The 18,455-nt window shown below is 64.4% G+C and carries 20 protein-coding genes; 12 read left to right on the top strand and 8 right to left on the bottom strand.

Going from position 1 to position 18,455, the window contains the following annotated elements:
• Window positions 1–4 precede the first annotated feature (4 nt).
• The 3 genes from JWQ24_RS15290 to fabD all read right to left on the bottom strand — a co-directional run bounded on the left by JWQ24_RS15290 (window position 5) and on the right by fabD (window position 2,268).
• Window positions 5–244: an acyl carrier protein gene (locus tag JWQ24_RS15290; RefSeq protein WP_006020277.1), complete on the bottom strand. Its 240-nt coding sequence runs from the start codon at window positions 242–244 to the stop codon at window positions 5–7.
• Between the two features lie 309 nt (window positions 245–553).
• Entirely contained in the window at window positions 554–1,291 is a 738-nt protein-coding gene (gene fabG / locus JWQ24_RS15285) for a 3-oxoacyl-[acyl-carrier-protein] reductase (RefSeq protein ID WP_299809528.1), read from the bottom strand.
• A 17-nt stretch (window positions 1,292–1,308) separates the two neighbouring features.
• Entirely contained in the window at window positions 1,309–2,268 is a 960-nt protein-coding gene (fabD, locus tag JWQ24_RS15280) for an ACP S-malonyltransferase (protein WP_299809525.1), read from the bottom strand.
• A gap of 390 nt (window positions 2,269–2,658) precedes the next feature.
• On the opposite strand from fabD, the gene rpsF reads away from it, so the two are divergent.
• From rpsF to rplI, 5 genes are all read left to right on the top strand, one after another.
• Entirely contained in the window at window positions 2,659–3,171 is a 513-nt protein-coding gene (rpsF, locus tag JWQ24_RS15275) for a 30S ribosomal protein S6 (RefSeq protein WP_299809522.1), read from the top strand.
• Between the two features lie 5 nt (window positions 3,172–3,176).
• A complete protein-coding gene (gene rpsR, locus JWQ24_RS15270) occupies window positions 3,177–3,416 on the top strand; it encodes a 30S ribosomal protein S18 (protein ID WP_143573560.1) in 240 nt (79 codons plus the stop codon).
• Window positions 3,417–3,647: 231 nt separating this feature from the next.
• Window positions 3,648–5,048 (top strand): amidase family protein, encoded by a 1,401-nt coding sequence (locus JWQ24_RS15265; RefSeq protein ID WP_299809518.1) that lies wholly within the window; start codon window positions 3,648–3,650, stop codon window positions 5,046–5,048.
• A gap of 262 nt (window positions 5,049–5,310) precedes the next feature.
• Entirely contained in the window at window positions 5,311–6,279 is a 969-nt protein-coding gene (locus JWQ24_RS15260; protein ID WP_299809515.1) for a hypothetical protein, read from the top strand.
• Between the two features lie 57 nt (window positions 6,280–6,336).
• The gene (gene rplI, locus JWQ24_RS15255; protein ID WP_299809514.1) at window positions 6,337–6,927 is read left to right on the top strand and encodes a 50S ribosomal protein L9; all 591 of its coding nucleotides are present in this window, start codon (window positions 6,337–6,339) and stop codon (window positions 6,925–6,927) included.
• Between the two features lie 107 nt (window positions 6,928–7,034).
• Here the strand turns inward: rplI and JWQ24_RS15250 are convergent, their stop codons facing one another.
• Window positions 7,035–8,183, bottom strand: a complete 1,149-nt coding sequence (locus tag JWQ24_RS15250; protein WP_299809511.1) for a hypothetical protein — start codon at window positions 8,181–8,183, stop codon at window positions 7,035–7,037.
• A gap of 240 nt (window positions 8,184–8,423) precedes the next feature.
• Here JWQ24_RS15250 and JWQ24_RS15245 point away from each other — a divergent pair, with 240 nt between their 5' ends.
• Entirely contained in the window at window positions 8,424–9,686 is a 1,263-nt protein-coding gene (locus JWQ24_RS15245) for a cyclopropane-fatty-acyl-phospholipid synthase family protein (protein WP_299809508.1), read from the top strand.
• Here JWQ24_RS15245 and JWQ24_RS15240 read toward each other — a convergent pair.
• Window positions 9,653–9,892 (bottom strand): hypothetical protein, encoded by a 240-nt coding sequence (locus JWQ24_RS15240; RefSeq protein ID WP_299809506.1) that lies wholly within the window; start codon window positions 9,890–9,892, stop codon window positions 9,653–9,655. The two genes, JWQ24_RS15245 and JWQ24_RS15240, sit on opposite strands and share 34 nt — an antisense overlap.
• Window positions 9,893–10,215: 323 nt before the next feature.
• On the opposite strand from JWQ24_RS15240, the gene JWQ24_RS15235 reads away from it, so the two are divergent.
• Both JWQ24_RS15235 and alr read left to right on the top strand, forming a co-directional pair.
• Complete coding sequence (locus JWQ24_RS15235; protein ID WP_299809503.1) at window positions 10,216–11,718, top strand: replicative DNA helicase; 1,503 nt, start codon at window positions 10,216–10,218, stop codon at window positions 11,716–11,718.
• Window positions 11,719–11,843: 125 nt separating this feature from the next.
• Window positions 11,844–12,971, top strand: coding sequence for an alanine racemase (alr, locus tag JWQ24_RS15230; protein WP_299809534.1), 1,128 nt, complete (start codon window positions 11,844–11,846; stop codon window positions 12,969–12,971).
• A 9-nt stretch (window positions 12,972–12,980) separates the two neighbouring features.
• On the opposite strand, the gene JWQ24_RS15225 is transcribed toward alr, so the two are convergent.
• Complete coding sequence (locus JWQ24_RS15225) at window positions 12,981–13,289, bottom strand: type II toxin-antitoxin system RelE/ParE family toxin (protein ID WP_299809501.1); 309 nt, start codon at window positions 13,287–13,289, stop codon at window positions 12,981–12,983.
• Window positions 13,279–13,554 carry a type II toxin-antitoxin system ParD family antitoxin gene (locus JWQ24_RS15220; protein WP_299809498.1) on the bottom strand — a complete coding sequence of 92 codons (276 nt, stop codon included), beginning with the start codon at window positions 13,552–13,554 and terminating at the stop codon, window positions 13,279–13,281. The genes JWQ24_RS15225 and JWQ24_RS15220 overlap by 11 nt, the downstream gene beginning before the upstream one ends.
• Window positions 13,555–13,718: 164 nt before the next feature.
• Here JWQ24_RS15220 and JWQ24_RS15215 point away from each other — a divergent pair, with 164 nt between their 5' ends.
• A complete protein-coding gene (locus JWQ24_RS15215) occupies window positions 13,719–14,456 on the top strand; it encodes a sulfite exporter TauE/SafE family protein (RefSeq protein ID WP_299809495.1) in 738 nt (245 codons plus the stop codon).
• A 292-nt stretch (window positions 14,457–14,748) separates the two neighbouring features.
• On the opposite strand, the gene JWQ24_RS15210 is transcribed toward JWQ24_RS15215, so the two are convergent.
• Entirely contained in the window at window positions 14,749–15,072 is a 324-nt protein-coding gene (locus JWQ24_RS15210) for a hypothetical protein (protein WP_299809531.1), read from the bottom strand.
• Window positions 15,073–15,448: 376 nt separating this feature from the next.
• Between JWQ24_RS15210 and radA the strand changes: the two genes are divergently transcribed.
• The 3 genes from radA to JWQ24_RS15195 all read left to right on the top strand — a co-directional run.
• Entirely contained in the window at window positions 15,449–16,924 is a 1,476-nt protein-coding gene (radA, locus tag JWQ24_RS15205) for a DNA repair protein RadA (protein ID WP_299809492.1), read from the top strand.
• Window positions 16,925–17,139: 215 nt separating this feature from the next.
• A complete protein-coding gene (locus tag JWQ24_RS15200; RefSeq protein ID WP_299712413.1) occupies window positions 17,140–17,775 on the top strand; it encodes a CvpA family protein in 636 nt (211 codons plus the stop codon).
• Window positions 17,776–17,829: 54 nt separating this feature from the next.
• Window positions 17,830–18,455: class II glutamine amidotransferase (locus JWQ24_RS15195; protein WP_299809489.1), on the top strand; the 626-nt coding region annotated here is incomplete at its 3' end.

The following is an 18,455-nucleotide window of genomic DNA, read 5'->3' as shown; positions in this document are numbered from 1 at the left end:
GGCGTCAGCTTTTTGCGTTTTTCTCAAGAAATTTGGTGGCGTCGCCGACGGTCAGAATCGTCTCGGCGGCGTCGTCCGGGATTTCGCAGCCGAACTCTTCTTCGAATGCCATCACGAGCTCGACAGTATCGAGACTGTCAGCGCCGAGATCATCGATGAAGCTCGCGGCATCAACAACCTTCTCGGGTTCAACACCAAGGTGTTCGACCACGATCTTCTTAACTCGCTCGCCAATCTCGCTCATCGTTAAACCTCGTGCTTGTTTTCATTCGGCCCGTCCGCAGACGGTACGAGCCATCGTGGAGCGTAAACTCGTTAGAACCTGCGCAATTGCGCTGATCTGGATTGGCTCCGTCGTCCCGGACGAAGCCTCGCGAAAACGGCAGGCTCGACCCCGCCAATATACAGGGTTTCAAAATCCTGCAATGGCCTTCTTTGCGCCGCCGTTGGAGGTTCGGTTACCATACTTCCCAAGCCTTGACCACAAGGCTTGGGGCCGCGCCTCACACCCGTCCCGTCCCCGCTGAATTGTGTCCAACGGGTTCCAGAACGCTCAAATCATAGCCATTCCACCGTTGACGTGGATGGTCTGCCCGGTGACGTAAGCCGCCTCGTTCGAGGCCAGATACACCGCCGCGGCGGCAATATCTTCCGGCGTGCCGAGCCGACCTGCCGGCACCTTGGTCAGAATCGCTTCGCGCTGCTTGTCGTTCAGCGCATCGGTCATCGGGGTTGCGATGAAGCCCGGCGCGATGCAGTTCGCGGTGACGTTGCGCTTGGCGTATTCCGCGCCGAGCGTCTTGATCATGCCGATCAGGCCGGCCTTCGCCGCGGTATAGTTGCCCTGCCCGGGATTGCCGGTAACGCCGACTACCGAAGTGATCGCGATGATGCGGCCGAAGCGCTTGCGCATCATAAGCTTGGTGGCAGCGCGCGCCAGCCGGAAAGTCGCGGTCAGATTGACGTTAATGACGTCGTCCCAGTCCTCGTCCTTGAGCTGCACGAACAGATTATCGCGGGTGATGCCGGCATTGCTGACGAGAATGTCGAGCTGGCCCATAGCGGCTTCCGCCGACGGCACGAGGGCCTCGACTTCGGCGGCGTCGGACAGGTTGCACGGCAGCACATGGGTGCGCTCGCCAAGCTTGGCGGCCAACGCCTCCAGCACTTCGCGGCGGGTGCCCGAAAGTGCCACCGTAGCGCCCCGCGCATGCAGCGCGGCTGCGATCGCGCCACCGATGCCGCCGGTTGCGCCAGTCACCAGCGCCGTCCTGCCTGTCAGATCAAACATGCTATTTCCTTCGTCGTTCAGGCCGAATGCGCTGCAGCGAGCGCATCCTTGGCCGCAGCAATATCCTGGGGTCCGCCAACGGCGGTGCCGATCGCGCCCTCGGCGATGCGCTTGACCAGACCGGTCAACACCTTGCCGGAGCCGATCTCGAGAAAGCGGGTGACGCCGCGCGACGCCATATACAGCACGCATTCGCGCCAGCGCACGGTTCCGGTGACCTGCTCGACCAGCCGGCGGCGAATCTCGTCGGGGTCAGAGATCGCCGAGGCCAGCACGTTGGAGACCAGCGGCACGGCGGGCGCGTGGATCGTCACGTCGGCCAGCGCCTGCGCCATCACGTCTGCGGCGGGCTGCATCAGGCTGCAGTGAAACGGCGCCGACACCGGCAGCAGCATCGCGCGCTTGGCGCCCTTGGTCTTGGCGATCTCGAGCGCGCGTTCGACCGCGGCCTTGTCACCGGAGACGACCACCTGGCCACCGCCATTGTCGTTGGCGGCGTGGCAGATCTCGCCTTGTGCAGCTTCCTCGGCCACCGCCACCGCGGTCTCGTAATCCAGCCCGAGCAGCGCCGCCATGGCGCCGACGCCGACCGGAACCGCCTTCTGCATGGCGAGGCCGCGGGTGCGCAGCAGGCGTGCCGCGTCGCTGATGGAAAGGCTGCCGGCAGCCGCCAGCGCGGAATATTCGCCGAGCGAGTGGCCGGCGACGAAGGCGGCGTCGCGCGCCAGCGAAACGCCAGCCTCGGCCTCCAGCACGCGCAGGGTCGCCAGCGACACCGCCATCAGCGCCGGCTGGGCGTTCTGGGTGAGCTGCAGGGTTTCGGCCGGACCGTCCCAGATCGTCGCGGTCAGCTTCTCGCCGAGTGCCGAATCGACCTCGTCGAACACGGCGCGCGCCGCCGGAAAGGCGTCGGCCAGTGCCTTGCCCATGCCGACCGCCTGGGACCCCTGCCCCGGAAAGGTAAATGCTGCGGTCATGAAGTGCCCCTGCAGGATGTTGCCTGATGTCGTTAAATCGTCAAATCGTGCGCGGAAAGACACTGACGCAGTGTGTTATGTCAAGTTGCAGCGCGGTTTATCCCGGCTTCCGGGCCGCTTCCAACCCGTCAAAACGGCCGCTATTTCGACGCCTTAGCCTTGCCATTACGGCAAAAACCCGTATAAGCCCCCGATCCGCAGACCCCGGCCGGGAGCTGAACGGACGGTCTCAGCATTTCCAGCGCTTATCTTTAAACGTTTGAATTGATGTGACAGGGCCAGTTGGCCCGTCGTCCCGTGCTTCCGCCTTCTGAGCATTATCGAGTCCTTTCCTAAAGGGTTCGAAGGGCTTGCCGCCAGGGAACGCGCTAACAAGTGGAAAGGACAACCATGGCTCTCTATGAGCATGTATTTCTCGCGCGCCAAGACGCGAGCGCCCAGCAGGTCGAGGACCTGACTGCGCAGATGACCGGTATCGTCGAAGGTCTCGGCGGCAAGGTCGTGAAGATGGAAAACTGGGGCGTTCGCTCCCTGACCTATCGCATGAACAAGAATCGCAAGGCGCACTTCGTTCTGATGAACATCGATGCTCCCTCCGCGGCGATCACCGAGATCGAGCGCCAGGAGCGCATCAGCGAAGACGTCATCCGCTACCTGACCATCCGCGTCGAAGAGCACGAGGAAGGCCCGTCGGCAATGATGCGCAAGGCCGATCGCGATCGTGATCGTGATGACCGTGGCGGCGGCTTCCGTGGCGACCGCGAAGGCGGTTTCCGTGGCGACCGTGAAGGCGGCGGTTTCCGTGGCGGTGCCGATCGTGAAGCCGGTGGCTTCCGCGGTGATCGCGGCCCGCGTCGTCCGCGTGACGATGAAGGCGCCCCTGCTGCATCGGTTGAGGAGTAAGAACAATGGCTGAAGCTGGTGCACGTCGTCCGTTTTTCCGTCGTCGCAAGACCTGCCCGTTCACGGGTCCGAACGCGCCGAAGATCGACTACAAGGATTCCAAGCTGCTGATGCGTTACGTTTCCGAGCGCGGCAAGATCGTGCCGAGCCGCATCACTGCCGTCTCCGCCAAGAAGCAGCGTGAGCTCGCCCGCGCCATCAAGCGCTCGCGTTTCCTCGGCCTGCTGCCCTACGTCATCAAGTAAGGCGCAACATTCAAAAGCCCCGCGGCATTCGTGCCGCGGGGCTTTTTTTGTTTTGAGCACCGATGCTGACCCGATCCATTGGCATTCGCGCCGCGTGTGCTCTGCGGCCACTTCGCCGTCTGGCTGCCGTATCGATCAAGATGCGAACTGCACGTGGGAATCGACGCCTTTTGCAAATTGAAACGGTGGAACAAAGATGATCTCGTCCCCGTCTCGCTCACGGGGAATCATATGCATCACGAACTTTGGCGCTGGACCGCAACCGATCTGGCAAACGCGATACGCAGCCGAACCATTTCCAGTCGCGAGGCCGTGCAATCCAGCCTCGACCGCATCGCAGCCGCCAATCCGGCGCTCAATGCGATTGTGCAGGTGCTTGAAAAGGAAGCCCTGAGCGCCGCCGATGAGGCTGACGCGAAGGTGCAATCCGGCGCCGCACTCGGGCCGCTTCATGGCGTGCCGGTGACGACGAAAGTGAATGTCGATCAGCGCGGCTGCGCCACAACCAACGGCGTCGTCGCATTCCGCGATGTGATCGCCACCGAGGATAGTCCGGTCGTCGCCAACCTGCGAAACGCGGGCGCCGTGATCGTCGGCCGCACCAACACGCCGGCATTCTCCCATCGCTGGTTCAGCGACAACGATCTGCACGGCACCACGAACAATCCCTGGAGCGACAAGCTCACACCTGGCGGATCGAGCGGCGGGGCTGCGTCCGCGGTGGCGGCCGGCATGGGCGCGATCGCCCACGGCAATGATTTCGGCGGCTCGATACGCTATCCCGCTTATGCGTGCGGGGTTGCCGGTCTGCGGCCCACGCCCGGGCGAATTCCTGCTTTCAATCCGACGGCCACGACCGAGCGACCGATCTCGGCGCAGATGATTTCCGTGCAGGGCCCGCTCGCCCGCAAGGTTGGCGATCTGCGGCTTGGTCTGGCGGCAATGGCTGCCGGCGACATCAGGGATGCCACCTGGATTCCCGCGCCGCTGCAGGGCCCCTCGCTCGGCCAGGGAATCCGCGTGGCGATCGTGCCGAATCCGTTCGGTGAGACCGCGCCGGAAGTGAGCGACGCCGTGCGCAACGCCGGCCGCTGGCTGGCGGAGGCCGGCTATATCGTCGAGGAGATCACGCCCCCCGGATTGATGGAAGCGAATGACGTCTGGCACGGCATCGTCATCAATCAGGAACGACACTTTCTGGCGCCCGCGATCCATAAATTCGGCGACCACCGCAGCCGCTATAACGTCAATGCACATCTGGCCTACGCGCCGCGCTGTGACGGCGACGAGGTGCTGGCTTTGTTCGAAAAGCGTCTCGCCCTGATGCGTGACTGGCAGATTTTCATGGCGCGCTACCCGGTGATCGTGATGCCCGTCTCGGACCAGTTGCCGTTCCGCCAGGGCCAGGATCAGGAGGATGCCGATACGGTGCGTCGGATGATCGATGCCCAACGACCTCTGCTGGCCACCGCCGTTCTCGGATTTCCGTCGATCTCCGTGCCGACGGGCGTGGTCGGTGGCAGCCCGGTCGGGGTGCAGATCCTCAGCGGGAAGTTCCGCGAGGATGTTGGCCTGGATGCTGCCGAGGCCGTGGAAGCTCGCGCGCTGATGCCGCAGCCACCGATTTCGTAGGTATTTACGCTGGCGGCCGGGAACCCCAGGGTTTCCCGGCCGCCAGCCGACATCCAGCCGGTATCATGAATGTTGATCGTTGCGGCCGGATGGCCTACAAGGCGGCACGCTTTGCGCGGCTCCGGGTCGGGGCCGTGCACATTCTCCGGACGTTTCTGATACGGTTCATTGTGCCGATCGGAACAGCCCACTCTAAATAGTTGGTCACGCTGCGGAATTCCGTTGACGTCGATCTAACCGCTCAAAGGGGGCGGGACAGCTGATGATTACCACCCTCCTGATCGCGCTGGCCGCGGGCGCTGCGTCCGCCCTGATGTTCGCCTCGTTGCTGACGGGCGCGCTGATCGCTATTCCCTTGTTCTACTTTTCGCCGCTGCCCTTGATGGTAGCCGCGCTCGGCTGGGGCCCGGTCGTCGCCTCGATCGGCGGCATTGCCGCCGCCACCGGCCTCGGCCTGCTGTTCGGCATGTCCTTTCTCGCCGTCTTCGTCCTCACCGTCGCGCTGCCGGCGTGGTGGCTTGGCCATCTCGCACTGCTCGGCCGCCGCATCAATGTCAGCGTACCCGCCGCCAACGGCAAGGCCACCATGGCCCCGGTCGTCGAATGGTATCCGGTCGGCCGGCTGCTGCTGTGGGTCGCGGGCTTTGCCGCGCTGACGACGATGGGCGCCCTGCTCACGCTCGGCTGGGACAGCGCCGCCATTCACGGCGCGCTGCGGCCGATGCTGGTGCGCATGATGAGCGCCTCCGAAGTGCCGCCGACCGAACGCAACATCGCCGCCACGCTGGCGATGGCGCCGGCTGCAGCCGCACTGGTTGCGATCGTGACGCTGACGCTGAACTTGTGGATCGCCGGCCGCATCACTGCGACGTCCGGTCGGCTGCAGCGGCCATGGCCCGACCTGAGCGCCACGGCGTTGCCGCCGATGACGCTGGTCGCGCTCTGCGTGGCGATCGCTTTGGTGTTCCAGGGTGGCACCCTCGGCATCTTCGCAACGATCGTCAGCGCGACGCTGATCATGGCTTTCGCGTTCACCGGTTTTGCCGCGCTGCATATGCTGACGCAAGGCCTGAAGAACCGGGCGCTGTGGCTCGGCTCCGCCTATGCGCTCGTCACCTTCCTGGTCTGGCCGATTTTCGCGCTCGTCGTGCTCGGCCTGGCCGATGCGCTGTTCGGAATTCGCGAGCGTTTCCGGCTGCGCGGGCTGCCACCGCCGCCACCCGTGGCCTGATTTTACCCTTCACCCCAACCTCAACCTCACCTTCAAACCAACCAAAGGAGACATACTATGGAAGTCATTTTGCTGGAGCGCGTCGTCAAGCTGGGCCAGATGGGCGAAGTCGTCCGCGTCAAGGACGGCTATGCCCGTAACTTCCTGCTCAAGCGCGGCAAGGCGCTGCGCGCCACCGCGATGAACCGCTCGAAGTTCGAAGGCATGAAGGCCGATCTGGAAGCGCGTAACCTCGTCGCCAAGGAAGAAGCCACCGTGGTTGCCGCCAAGATCGACGGTCGCAACGTCGTCGTGCTGCGTCAGGCATCCGAAACCGGCCAGCTGTTCGGCTCGGTCACCGTGCGCGACATCATCGCGACCTTCGAGAGCGACGGCGTCACCTTCGCACGCAGCCAGGTGCTGCTCGATGCCCCGATCAAGACCATCGGCAAGCACAAGATCTCGATCGCCGTGCATCCGGAAGTCGAAGTCAGCGTCAGCGTCACCGTCGCTCGCAGCGCGGCTGAAGCCGAGCGCATCAACCGTGGCGAAGACATCTCGAGCCGCCAGGAAGACCAGGACGCCGCCGCCGAGGCGCTTGCCGCAGCCGGCGAGTTCTTCGATCCCGACGCCCGTCCGGGCGACGAAGAAGAAGGCGACGACAAGTAAGCTCCGCGCTTTCTTGCAGGAAGCCACCAATAAAGAAGCCCGGCCTGATCTCAGGCCGGGCTTTTTGCTGTCCGTATCGCGGGCGCCGGTCCGGCGCCCGCGTGTTGTTATCGCGAGACCGGCGGCAGCGGATCACCCGAGCCCGGCGCCACGGGCGCAGGTTCAGGTCGCGGGGCCGGCGCCTCGCTGGCAGCCGGAGGGGCCGCCGGCGCCACCGGGGCCGGCGTCGGCGTTGCAGCCGATGGTGGGGCTGCGGCGGGGGCCGGCGTGGGTGCAGGCGTCGCGGGCTCGACCGCCGGCCGCGATTCGGGCTCCGGCTTGGACTCGGGCTTGGGCTCGATCTTGGGCTCGATCTTGGGCTCGATCTTGGGCGCCGGCGTTACCGCCGGAACCGGATCGGCGCGCAACGGGGGCGTCTCCGGCTGCGGTTCCGACTTCGGTTCAGGCTTCGGTTCAGGCTTGGGCTCAGACTTGGGCTCAGACTTGGGCTCAGACTTGGGCGCTTCCGGCTTGGCCGGCTCGGGCTTGACCGTTTCCGGCTTGGTTTCGGGCTCAATCTTCGGTTCAGTCTTGGGCTCAGTCTTGGGCTCAGTCTTGGGCTCTTCCTGACCGCGGCGGCCCTTCTTGCCGGCCTTCTGCTTGCCCGGACGAGCCGGTTCGCCTTCGGCGGCGACCGGCAGCTGACCTTCGACGGCCGGCTTGGCGGCGTCCGCCCCCGGACGCGCGGCGCGTTCGGCTGCCCGCTTGGCCGCACGATCGGCGGCGCGCTTCTGTCGTGCGGTCATCGGCGGCGTGTCATCCGGCTTTGCGGCCTCCTGCGGCGGCGGCTCGGCAGGCTTGCGGCCAAAGCCGAAGAACGACGGCGACTCAGCTGGAGCCGGTGCTGGCGCTGCCACGGCTGCCGGCGCGACGCCGGGCTTGGCATCGGCCGGCTTGCGCGGCGCGACCAGGTCCTGGCCCTGCCTTGTCAGCCCGCCACCACCGCGCGGATCGTTGGCGCCGTTGGAAATCACATAGGCGGACAGCAGCGACGCCATGTCGGAACTGGTGGTGTAGTGCTGGCGGAGGAAGCCCGGCAGCGAGCCCGGCGCGACCGACTTCAGCAGGCCGCGCGGACTCTTGTGGCAGACCGCGCAGGAGCCCGAGAAAATCTGCGAGGGGGATTTGCCGGCTTCGAGATTTTGGGACTGGGCCGGGACTGCCGCGAAACTCATCACAAGAATCGCCGTCGCCACGCCGAGCGCTCGGCTCAACATTCTAATTCTCCGAATATGGAAGTCGCCGGGAATGCGGCGGACCCGTTGTATCCGAAACTCCTGCGAATGGAAGCCACCCGAAACCCCGAACTTGTGATCGCGAAATTTTGAATGGCCGTGTTGCGGCAGATGTAGTGGTGCCAGGATGCTTCGCCACTATCATACCCTGAACAGCCAGGGAGGGCAGGACGTTTGATCACGTGCGCGGTTGCGCGTGATCGGTCATTGGGGTGAGTGACAATGGACCGTTTTTTGGACCGTTTTTTGCGTTTCTTTCTGGGGCAGTATCTCCGCCGCGGCTCGATCACGTTCACGACCGCGAACGGCATGCGGTTCACCTGTGGCGACGGCACCGGCGATCCGGTCGCGGCCCGCTTCCTGACCGCTTCAGCCCAGCGCCGCCTGCTCCGCGATCCCGAACTCGCGCTCGGCGAACTCTACATGGACGGCCTGATGGTGATGGAGCGCGGCGGCATCGCCGACCTGCTTGCCATCGCGCTGTCGCAGCCCGACATGGCGCCGCGCTGGGCCCGGCTGCAATGGTGGCTGCGCCGGCTGACCCGCCCGATCCAGCAATTCAATCCACGCAACCGTTCGCGCCATAACGTGGCGCATCACTACGATCTCGACGGCCGGCTCTACTCGCTGTTTCTCGACGCCGACAAGCAATACAGCTGCGCCTATTTCGAGAGGCCGGACGCCAGCCTCGACGATGCCCAGCTCGCCAAGAAGCGTCATCTTGCCGCCAAGATGGTGATCCGGCCCGGCAGCCGCGTGCTCGATATCGGCTGCGGCTGGGGCGGGCTCGGACTTTACCTCGCCGAAATGTCCGGCGCCGACGTCACCGGGGTGACGCTATCGACCGAGCAGCTTGAAGTCGCCAATGCCCGCGCCGCCGAAAAGAACCTGACGCAGGCCGCGAAATTCCTGCTGCAGGACTACCGCGACATCCCCGGCCCGTTCGACCGCATCGTCTCTGTTGGCATGTTCGAGCACGTCGGCGTCGATCACTACGATACGTTCTTCCGGCGCTGCGCCGAGCTGCTGGCCGATGACGGCGTGATGGTGCTGCATTCGATCGGCCGCCCCGAGGGTCCCGGCATTACCAATCCCTGGGTCGCCAAGTACATCTTCCCCGGCGGCTATATTCCGGCCCTGTCGGAGGTGCTGCCGGCCATCGAACGCGCCGGCCTGCTGGTGTCCGACATAGAGATCCTGCGGCTGCATTATGCCGAAACGCTGAAGGCGTGGCGCGAGCGCTTCATGGCGCGGCGCGACGAAGCCGTGCTGCTCTACGACGAGCGCTTTGCGCGGATGTGGGAGTTTTATCTGGCAGCGTCCGAAATGTCGTTCCGCAGGCAGAACGTCATGAACTTCCAGCTGCAGCTGACCAAGCGCCAGGACGTGGTGCCGCTGACGCGGGATTATATCGGTGAGGAAGAGGCGCGCTTGCGCGAAATCGAACGCGGTCAGGAACCGCGGATCCAGCTCGCCGGCGAGTAGCGCAGGGCAGCGCGGGAATAACGGGGCGACACGGTCGTGGTCGTGGTCGGCCGCGACAGCCAGGCGCGCATCGCGCGCAGTGCTGCGGCGTCGCAGGGAACCTGGCTCAGCTGTTCGGTGTTGTCGCAGGCCTCGACAAGGCTGGAGAGCCAGTCACGGCTGCCGTCGAACGTCGCTCGGGTCGGTTCTCGCAGCTGCTGGTCCATGTTGCGTTCCTTGCCTGTCGGAGGATGAACTCCTTCCGGCGGTCACGGTTCCTGACCGGGTTAAGAAAAAGTTACCCGCGGAACCGAAGCTCTCCCGGATGAGTGTCCGGAACATGGCCGCGGGTTCAATCGGCGGGTTAATTTCTCTCAACCTTTGTGGCGGCAGCGCTCCTCCTTCACGTCAAGCGGTATCGGCCGGCGGGTAACGTTTCATCCACGCCGTTGTGTGAATCGTGCATAAGGCATCGGCGGGCTTCCATCCGGAGCCGGACAGGCGCTTGATCCGCCGCGCATCCGACAAAGTCAGAAGAACAAATCCAGACATGGCCGCATTTGATTCGAACAACATCGTGAAGCTGACGCCGGACCCCGGCGCTCCCGCTTTCCGGACCGCGCCGCATAATATCGAGGCGGAACAGAGTGTTCTCGGCGCCATCCTGGTCAATAACGACGCCTTTTACCGGGTCTCGGACTTCCTGAAGCCGGAACACTTCTTCGAGCCGATCCACCAGACCATCTTTGAGACCGCCAGCAGCATCGTCCGCGCCGGCAAGGTAGCCACCCCCGTCACCCTCAAGACCTTCCTGCCCGCCGATACCGACCTCGGCGGCATGACCGTGGCGCAATACATCGCCCGCCTCGCCGCCGAAGCCACCACCATCATCAACACCCATGATTACGGCCGGACAATTTACGAACTGGCGATCCGTCGTCAGTTGATCGTGGTCGGCGAAGACATGGTCAACGTGGCCTACGATGCGCCCGTCGACTTCGCGCCGCGCGCCCAGATCGAGGACGCCGAGCGCCGGCTCTACGAACTGGCCGAAGCCGGCCGCTACGACGGCGGTTTCCAGAACTTCTCGCAGGCGATGAAGACCGCGCTCGACATGGCGGCCAACGCCTACGGCCGCGAAGGCAAGCTGTCGGGTATCTCCACCGGCATGAAGGCGCTCGACGCGCGCCTCGGCGGTTTGCAGCAGTCCGATCTCGTGGTGCTCGCCGGCCGCCCCGGCATGGGCAAGACCGCGCTCGCCACCAACATCGCCTACAATGTCGCTCGCGCCTATCAGTTCGAGATCCAGCCCGACGGCACCAAGAAGACAACCAATGGCGGCATCGTTGGCTTCTTCTCCTGCGAAATGTCGGCCGAACAGCTCGCCACGCGTATTCTCGCCGAGCAGACCAGCATCGCGTCGAGCACGATCCGGCGCGGCGGCATCACCGAGCGCGAATTCGAAAAGATCCGCGACCACACCATCGAGTTGCAGCACCTGCCGCTCTATGTCGACGAAACCGGCGGCCTGTCGATCTCGCAGCTCACCGCCCGCGCCCGCCGCCTGAAGCGGCAGAAGGGCCTCGACGTCGTCATGGTGGACTACATCCAGCTGTTGCAGGGCTCCGGCAAGCGCTCCGACAACCGCGTGCAGGAAGTCACCGAGATCACCACCAGCCTGAAGGCGTTGGCCAAGGAGCTGAACTGCCCGGTGATCGCGCTGTCGCAGCTGTCGCGTCAGGTCGAAAACCGCGACGACAAGCGTCCGCAGCTGTCGGATCTGCGTGAATCCGGTTCGATCGAGCAGGACGCCGACGCGGTGATCTTCGTGTACCGCGAAGAATACTATTTGCAGAACAAGGAACCGCGGCCGGGCACGCCGGAACACGAGAAGTGGCAGCTCGACATGTCGCTGGTGCATGGCCGCGCCGAAGTCATCATCGCCAAGCAGCGCCACGGTCCCACCGGCACCGTCGAACTGCAGTTCGAGGGCCAGTTCACCCGCTTCAGCGATCTGGTCGGCGAAAGCCACCTGCCCGCGCATCACGAGTAACCTTGCGCGGTTGAACCCACCCTGCCGCGCGCTTATTGTGCGCTGCGATTGCTAGGCTGTTGCGGCCATCGCGTGATCAATTGCCGTCAGGAATAGCTATGAATATCGAGTCGGATCCGAAAACGATGGCCGCAGGCGCAGCCTCGCTCGATCCCACCGCGACCGGCGTGCTGACGATCGATCTCGACGCCATTACCGCGAACTGGCGCAAGCTCGAGAAGACCGGCGTGCCCGCCGAATGCGGCGCGGCGGTGAAGGCCGACGCCTATGGCTGCGGCATCGATCCGGTCGTGCGCGCGCTGGGCAAGGCCGGCTGCAAGACCTTCTTCGTCGCTACCCTAGAGGAAGCCCGCAGCGCACGCGCGGCCGCTCCCGATGCTGCGATCTATCTGCTCGGCGGCTTCCTGCAGAATTCCGGCGACGCGCTGGCCGCGATCGGCTGCCGGCCGGTGATCGGCGACCTCCAGGAACTTGCCGAATGGGACATCTACTGCAAGCAATCCGGCTGGACCGGCGGCGCAGCGCTGCACATCGACACCGGCATGAACCGGCTCGGCCTCAGCCTGACCGACGCCGAGAACCTCGCGCCGCGAATAACTTCCGGCAATCACGGCATCACGCTGGTGATCAGCCATCTCGCCTGCGCCGAGAATCTCAACCATCCGCTGAACGCCAGACAGCTGACGAATTTCCGCACCATCGCGGGGATGTATGACGGCGTGCCGGCCTCGCTGGCGAATTCGTCAGGCATCTACCTGGGCGGCGCCTATCATTTCGACCTGATGCGTCCGGGCGCGGCGTTATACGGCGTCAACCCGACGCCGGAGGCCGACAATCCGATGGCGCCGGTGGTCGATCTCAAGGCGCGCATCCTGCAGATCCGCACGGTCGAGCGTGGCGATACCGTCGGTTACAGCGCGACCTGGACCGCGCGGCGGCAGACCCGTCTCGCGGTGGTCGCGGCCGGCTATGCCGACGGCTACCTCCGCGCCGGCGGCAGCAGCGATGGCACCCGCGGCGCCGAAGTGATCGTCGCCGGCCAGCGCTGCCCGGTCGCCGGGCGCATCTCGATGGACCTGCTCGCAGTCGATATCACCGACCTGCCGGCGAATGCCGCGCGGCGCGGCCAGATGGTCACGTTGATCGGCGACGGCATCACGCTGGAAGAACTCGCGCACCATTTCGGCACCATCGCCTATGAAGTCCTGACCAGCCTGGGCCGGCGCTATCAGCGGGTCTACAAGGGCGGCTGAACGACGAGGCTATTTCGTTTTCCGCAACTCGCGCTCCAGATCCCGCCCGCCATAGGCAATCGAGATGATCTCCACCCGCGTTTTCAGCACGCGGTAGGCGATCGTTACACGCCGTTCAAACGGCAGCATGCGCAGCCCAGGAAGAAGATCGTCACGCAGGCGACCGCGCTTGGGAAACTCAGCCAGCGCCATGCACGCCAGATAGACGCGATCGAGATAGGCATTCGCGATCGCAAGGCCAGCTTGATCCGCGATATAAAGGCCAAGCTCGGTCAACCGAGCCTCGGCACGACGCCGGAAGATAACCTTATACGCCACGTTTGGCGGATTTCACCTTCCGCGCCACCTTCGCCCGTATCCTCTTGAAGACGGCATCGATCGGCGAACCGGGCCTTTTGTCAGCCATCGACGCCGCGATTTCGTCGCGCAGTACTTCATCGAGCACGGCATCGCGATGGTCGAGCGCCCGCAACGCATCGCGCACGACATCGCTAGCATCCTCATAGCGGCCGGAGTCCAGATGACGCTGCAGGCTGGCCTGCTGCGCGCCAAGATCGACACGAATGGCTTTCGGTGAACCCATGAAGCGGCCCTTCTCTCCAGCCGAATATAGCACGGTCTGCCGCGTTGGGCAGACATCCCGGCAAATATGACGGAGCTTTGCCCGGGCTTGCAATGACGGCTAGATTGCCGGCCATATCCCGCACGACGATCACGTTCCTGGCTTGATCGCATTGAGGATCGGCCATGGATTACGGTTTCATCTTTGTCCTCGCGGTCGGCCTCGTTGCCGGCACCATCTCGGGCATCGTCGGCACCGGCTCGTCGATCATCTTGCTGCCAGTGCTGGTCTACGAGTTCGGCCCGAAGGAAGCCGTGCCGATCATGGCGGTCGCCGCCGTGATGGCCAACCTGTCGCGCATTCTCGCCTGGTGGCGCGAGGTCGACTGGCGCGCCACCGCGGCCTATTCGGTGACCGGCATTCCCGCCGCAGCGCTCGGCGCGCGCACGCTGCTGACGCTGCCGTCGCACGCCGTCGATATCGCCATTGGCCTGTTCCTGATCGCGATGGTACCGGCGCGACACTGGCTGGCGCGGCACCAGTTCACGATCAAGCTCTGGCACCTCGCGATCTCAGGCGCGATCATCGGCTACATCACCGGCATCGTGGTCTCCACCGGACCGCTCAGCGTACCGCTGTTTTTGTTCTATGGCCTGAGCAAAGGCGCGTTCCTCGCCACCGAGGCGGCGAGTTCGCTCGGCCTCTATCTCAGCAAGTCCATCACCTTCCAGCGGTTCGGCGCGCTGTCACCCGACGTGCTTCTGAAAGGCGTGATTGCCGGCTCGTCGCTGATGGCCGGAGCCTTCATCGCCAAGCGTTTCGTGCTGAAGCTGAACGCGGATACGTTCCGGCTGGTGATGGACGGCATCATGATCGCGGCGGGATTAAGCATGCTGTGGAATGCGGCCGTCAGCACTTCCTGACGTCACGCGCCATCAAGGCAATTCCACCTGTTATCAATGCAACCGGCGTGATTGGATACCGTTCTTGGTGGAGGCACTGATGAAGTTGCGCCAACATCGGCAGCACTATCGGCCGCCCAGCCTGATTGTAACCTGCCATAGCACCGCGCAGCGTGCCGCGTGAGTATGTTGTTCAACGCTCCGGCCTGCGCGCGCAGCTTGATCACAAGCGAGTGCAGGCAGAGTTGATCGCAACGCAAATCGGCCGCGCAAGGCGGCCGATCGCAGTCTCGAAACGTCGTGGTCGATGAGTTTAGTAGCCGCAGGACCCGCAGCGCGGACGCACCGGCGCATAATAGGTCTGCGCGGGCGCTACCATCTGGACCCGCTGCTGCGTGGCGTATTGCGCCGGGATACGCTCGTACTCGACGCGCGACGGCGCGACCATCACGGTCTTGGGCACCATCACGGTCTCATACTGCGCCGGCGTGCGGCGCGCGACGGTGCGGCCGGGAGCCACCATCACCGTCTCTTCGACGGTCCGGTACTGCGGCGGCACGACCTGCTGCTGATAGCAAGTCTGGCACGGCGGCGGCGTGTAGCAATTATAGCAACCAGCCGAGGCGGCGTTTGGCATCGCCATTCCGGCGACACTGGCGAAAATCGCTGCAGCCATCAATTTCTTCATGATAGTCCCCGTGACGAGAGTTCGATTGAAAACAGGTTTGGATAGCTCTGATGCTTGAGGCATAGCTCAGCACCACCGACCGTCAACGCGGTTCTGATATTTACCTTGATGAACGTCCTTAAGAGCGAATGAGGACGGCAAAGGAAATTTGCCGCATCGGCCGACCATCCCGAGGATTTCCGCCCCGATGATCCGCTCGAAACCGGTCGAGCGTTTGACGCCTCATGTAATTCACGATACAGAACAAAATAAGAACATATTTTCAGCCACCGTATCGTCACGCGTCAACCAACGCACCATCCCCCTCACCGCGATTCCCTTCCCCATGGCCAAAAATTCCCTCTCCTTCGTCTGCCAGAACTGCGGCGCCGCCTATAACCGCTGGCAGGGCAAGTGCGAGTCCTGCGGCGAGTGGAATACGCTGGCTGAGGAAGACACGACGGGCGCCACCACGATTCCGGTCAGCGCGCGCTCCAAGCGCAAGGGCCGGCTGTTCAATCTGGAAAGTCTGACCGGCAAGAGCGCCGACGCGCCGCGAATTCCGTCGGGGATGGCCGAACTCGACCGCGTCACCGGCGGCGGTTTTGTGCGCGGCTCGGTGCTCCTGATCGGCGGCGATCCCGGCATCGGCAAATCGACGCTGCTGACCCAGGCGACCTCCCTGATGGCCCGCGCCGGCCACCGCGTCGTCTACATCTCCGGCGAAGAAGCCGTGGCGCAGGTGCGGCTGCGCGCCGAGCGGCTCGGCCTGTCGGACGCGTCGGTGCAGCTGGCGTCGGAGACCTCGGTGGAGGACATCGTCGCCACCCTGTCGGAAGGCGCGGTGCCGCGCCTGATCGTGATCGACTCGATCCAGACGATGTGGACCGACACCGTTGAATCCGCGCCCGGCACCGTCACCCAGGTCCGCGCCTCCGCGCAGGCGCTGATCCGGTTTGCCAAGAAATCCGGCGCCACCATCATCCTGGTCGGCCATGTCACCAAGGACGGCCAGATCGCCGGCCCCCGCGTCGTCGAGCACATGGTCGATGCCGTGATGTCGTTCGAAGGCGAAGGTTCGCAGCAGTTCCGCATCCTGCGCGCGGTGAAGAACCGCTTCGGCCCCACCGACGAGATCGGCGTGTTCGAGATGACTGGGCTCGGCCTGCGCGAGGTCTCCAATCCCTCGGAACTGTTCCTGTCCGATCGCGATCTGGGCAGCCCGGGCACCGCGGTGTTCGCCGGCATGGAGGGCACCCGCCCGGTGCTGGTGGAACTGCAGGCGCTGGTGGCGCCGACCACTCTGGGCACGCCGCGCCGCGCCGTGGTCGGCTGGGATTCGTCACGGCTCTCCATGGTGCTGGCGGTGCTGGAGGCGCATTGCGGCGTCAAGCTGTCGGGCTACGACGTCTATTTCAATGTCGCCGGGGGCCTGCGCATCAACGAGCCCGCCGCCGATCTGGCGGCGGCTGCGGCGCTGGTTTCCTCGCTGTGCAATGCGCCGCTGCCCACCGATGCGGTGTACTTTGGCGAAATCTCGCTGTCCGGCGCGGTGCGCCCGGTGGCGCAGACGTCCGCGCGGCTGAAGGAAGCCGCCAAGCTCGGTTTTGCGCGCGCGGTGCTGCCGGAATCGGCACGCGGCGACGCCGGCGGTGATGCCGGGCTGACATTGGGCAGCGTCGGCGGCCTGACCACTTTGGTGGCGGATATCGCCGCCCGCGGCGTCAAGCCGACCCGGGAAAACGCTGGCCGGGACAACAGCAAAAGCACAGCCGGCGACAAAAACACCGCCCCGGCCCGCTTCAAGCGCGGCGAGGGCTGAAGCGGCGTGACGTTTCACGCCGCCGCCGCTATACATCCCGCGTACCTCGAAACCACCCTGTGTGCGACACGCTCCATTAAGGCATCGGAACAATGATGTGAGGATGGGCGCGTTAGCGGTTTTCTGGCTGTGCCAGACGTGCCATATCACCGTCACCCGAACCGGCAGCTGCGCCGATTCGGGTTTTGAGATTTACGAGCGGACCTGACCAGCCGATGCCGATAACGATTCTCGATCTTGTCCTGCTCGGGGTGATGCTGATCTCCGGCCTGCTCGCGATGGTCCGCGGCTTCATGCGCGAGATCCTGTCGATCGCGGCCTGGGGCGCCGCCGCGCTGGTGACGCTGTTCGCGTTCCAGAAGCTGCTGCCTTCCGCCAAGGCCTACATCGCTAACGATACCGTCGCCACGGTGGCCGTGATTGCCGGCGTCTTTATCGGCACGCTGATCATCGTCTCCATCATCACGGTGCGAATCTCCGACATGATCCTGGATTCGCGCATCGGCGCGCTGGATCGCACGCTGGGCTTCCTGTTCGGCCTCGCCCGCGGGCTCCTGATCGTGGTGGTGGCGTTCCTGTTCTTCTCCTGGCTGGTGCCGGACAAGCAGCGTCCGGACTGGGTCACGGGGGCCAAATCACGGGTTGTTTTGCAGGGAACCGGCGATTGGCTGATGGCGCTCTTGCCGGATGACCCCGAGAACACCATCTTGAAGAGATTCAAGAAGAACAAGCCCGATGAGGATGCCACCGACCCCGAGCCGACAACGGCGCCGGGGGCGACCGATGGCTATTCCAAGCCTGCCCGCGACAGCCTCAAGAAGCTGATCGATGGCAAGCCGGCGGCGAAGTAGTCGTTCGTAGTTTGCTCTTAATCTGCGTTTAGTTTTCTTGCGACAAGAGAGGCGATGAACCCGATGCAAAGCCCTTCCCACGACGCAGCTAAACCAGACCTCGAACCAGACCATCATCACAACTTCCGCGACGACGATCTCGATGGCGACATGCTGCGCGAGAAGTGCGGCGTGTTCGGCATCTTCAACCATCCCGACGCCGCCGCCATCACCGCGCTCGGGCTGCACGCTCTGCAGCACCGCGGCCAGGAAGCTGCCGGCATCGTGGACTTCGACGGCAAGCTCTTTCACAGCGAACGCCGCCTCGGCCTGGTCGGCGACACCTTTTCCCGCCGCGAAGTGATCGAGCGCCTGCCCGGCACCGCCGCGGTCGGCCACACCCGCTACTCCACCACCGGCGAAACCATTCTGCGCAATGTCCAGCCGCTGTTTGCCGAACTCAACGCTGGTGGTTTCGCGGTCGCCCATAACGGCAACCTGACCAACGGCCTGACGCTGCGCCGCGAGCTGGTGAAGAACGGCGCGATGATGCAGTCGACCACCGACACCGAGGTGATCCTGCATCTCGTCGCGCACTCCAAGCGTAACCGCTTCATCGACCGCTACATCGAGGCGCTGCGCGCCATCGAGGGTGCCTATGCGCTGGTATCGCTGACCAACAAGAAGCTGGTCGGCGCCCG

This window comes from Tardiphaga sp. (genome assembly GCF_028290495.1).
GTDB lineage: Bacteria > Pseudomonadota > Alphaproteobacteria > Rhizobiales > Xanthobacteraceae > Tardiphaga.
The sequence above is the reverse complement of the archived record's forward strand: the minus strand, read 5'-3'. Positions and strand labels throughout refer to the sequence as shown.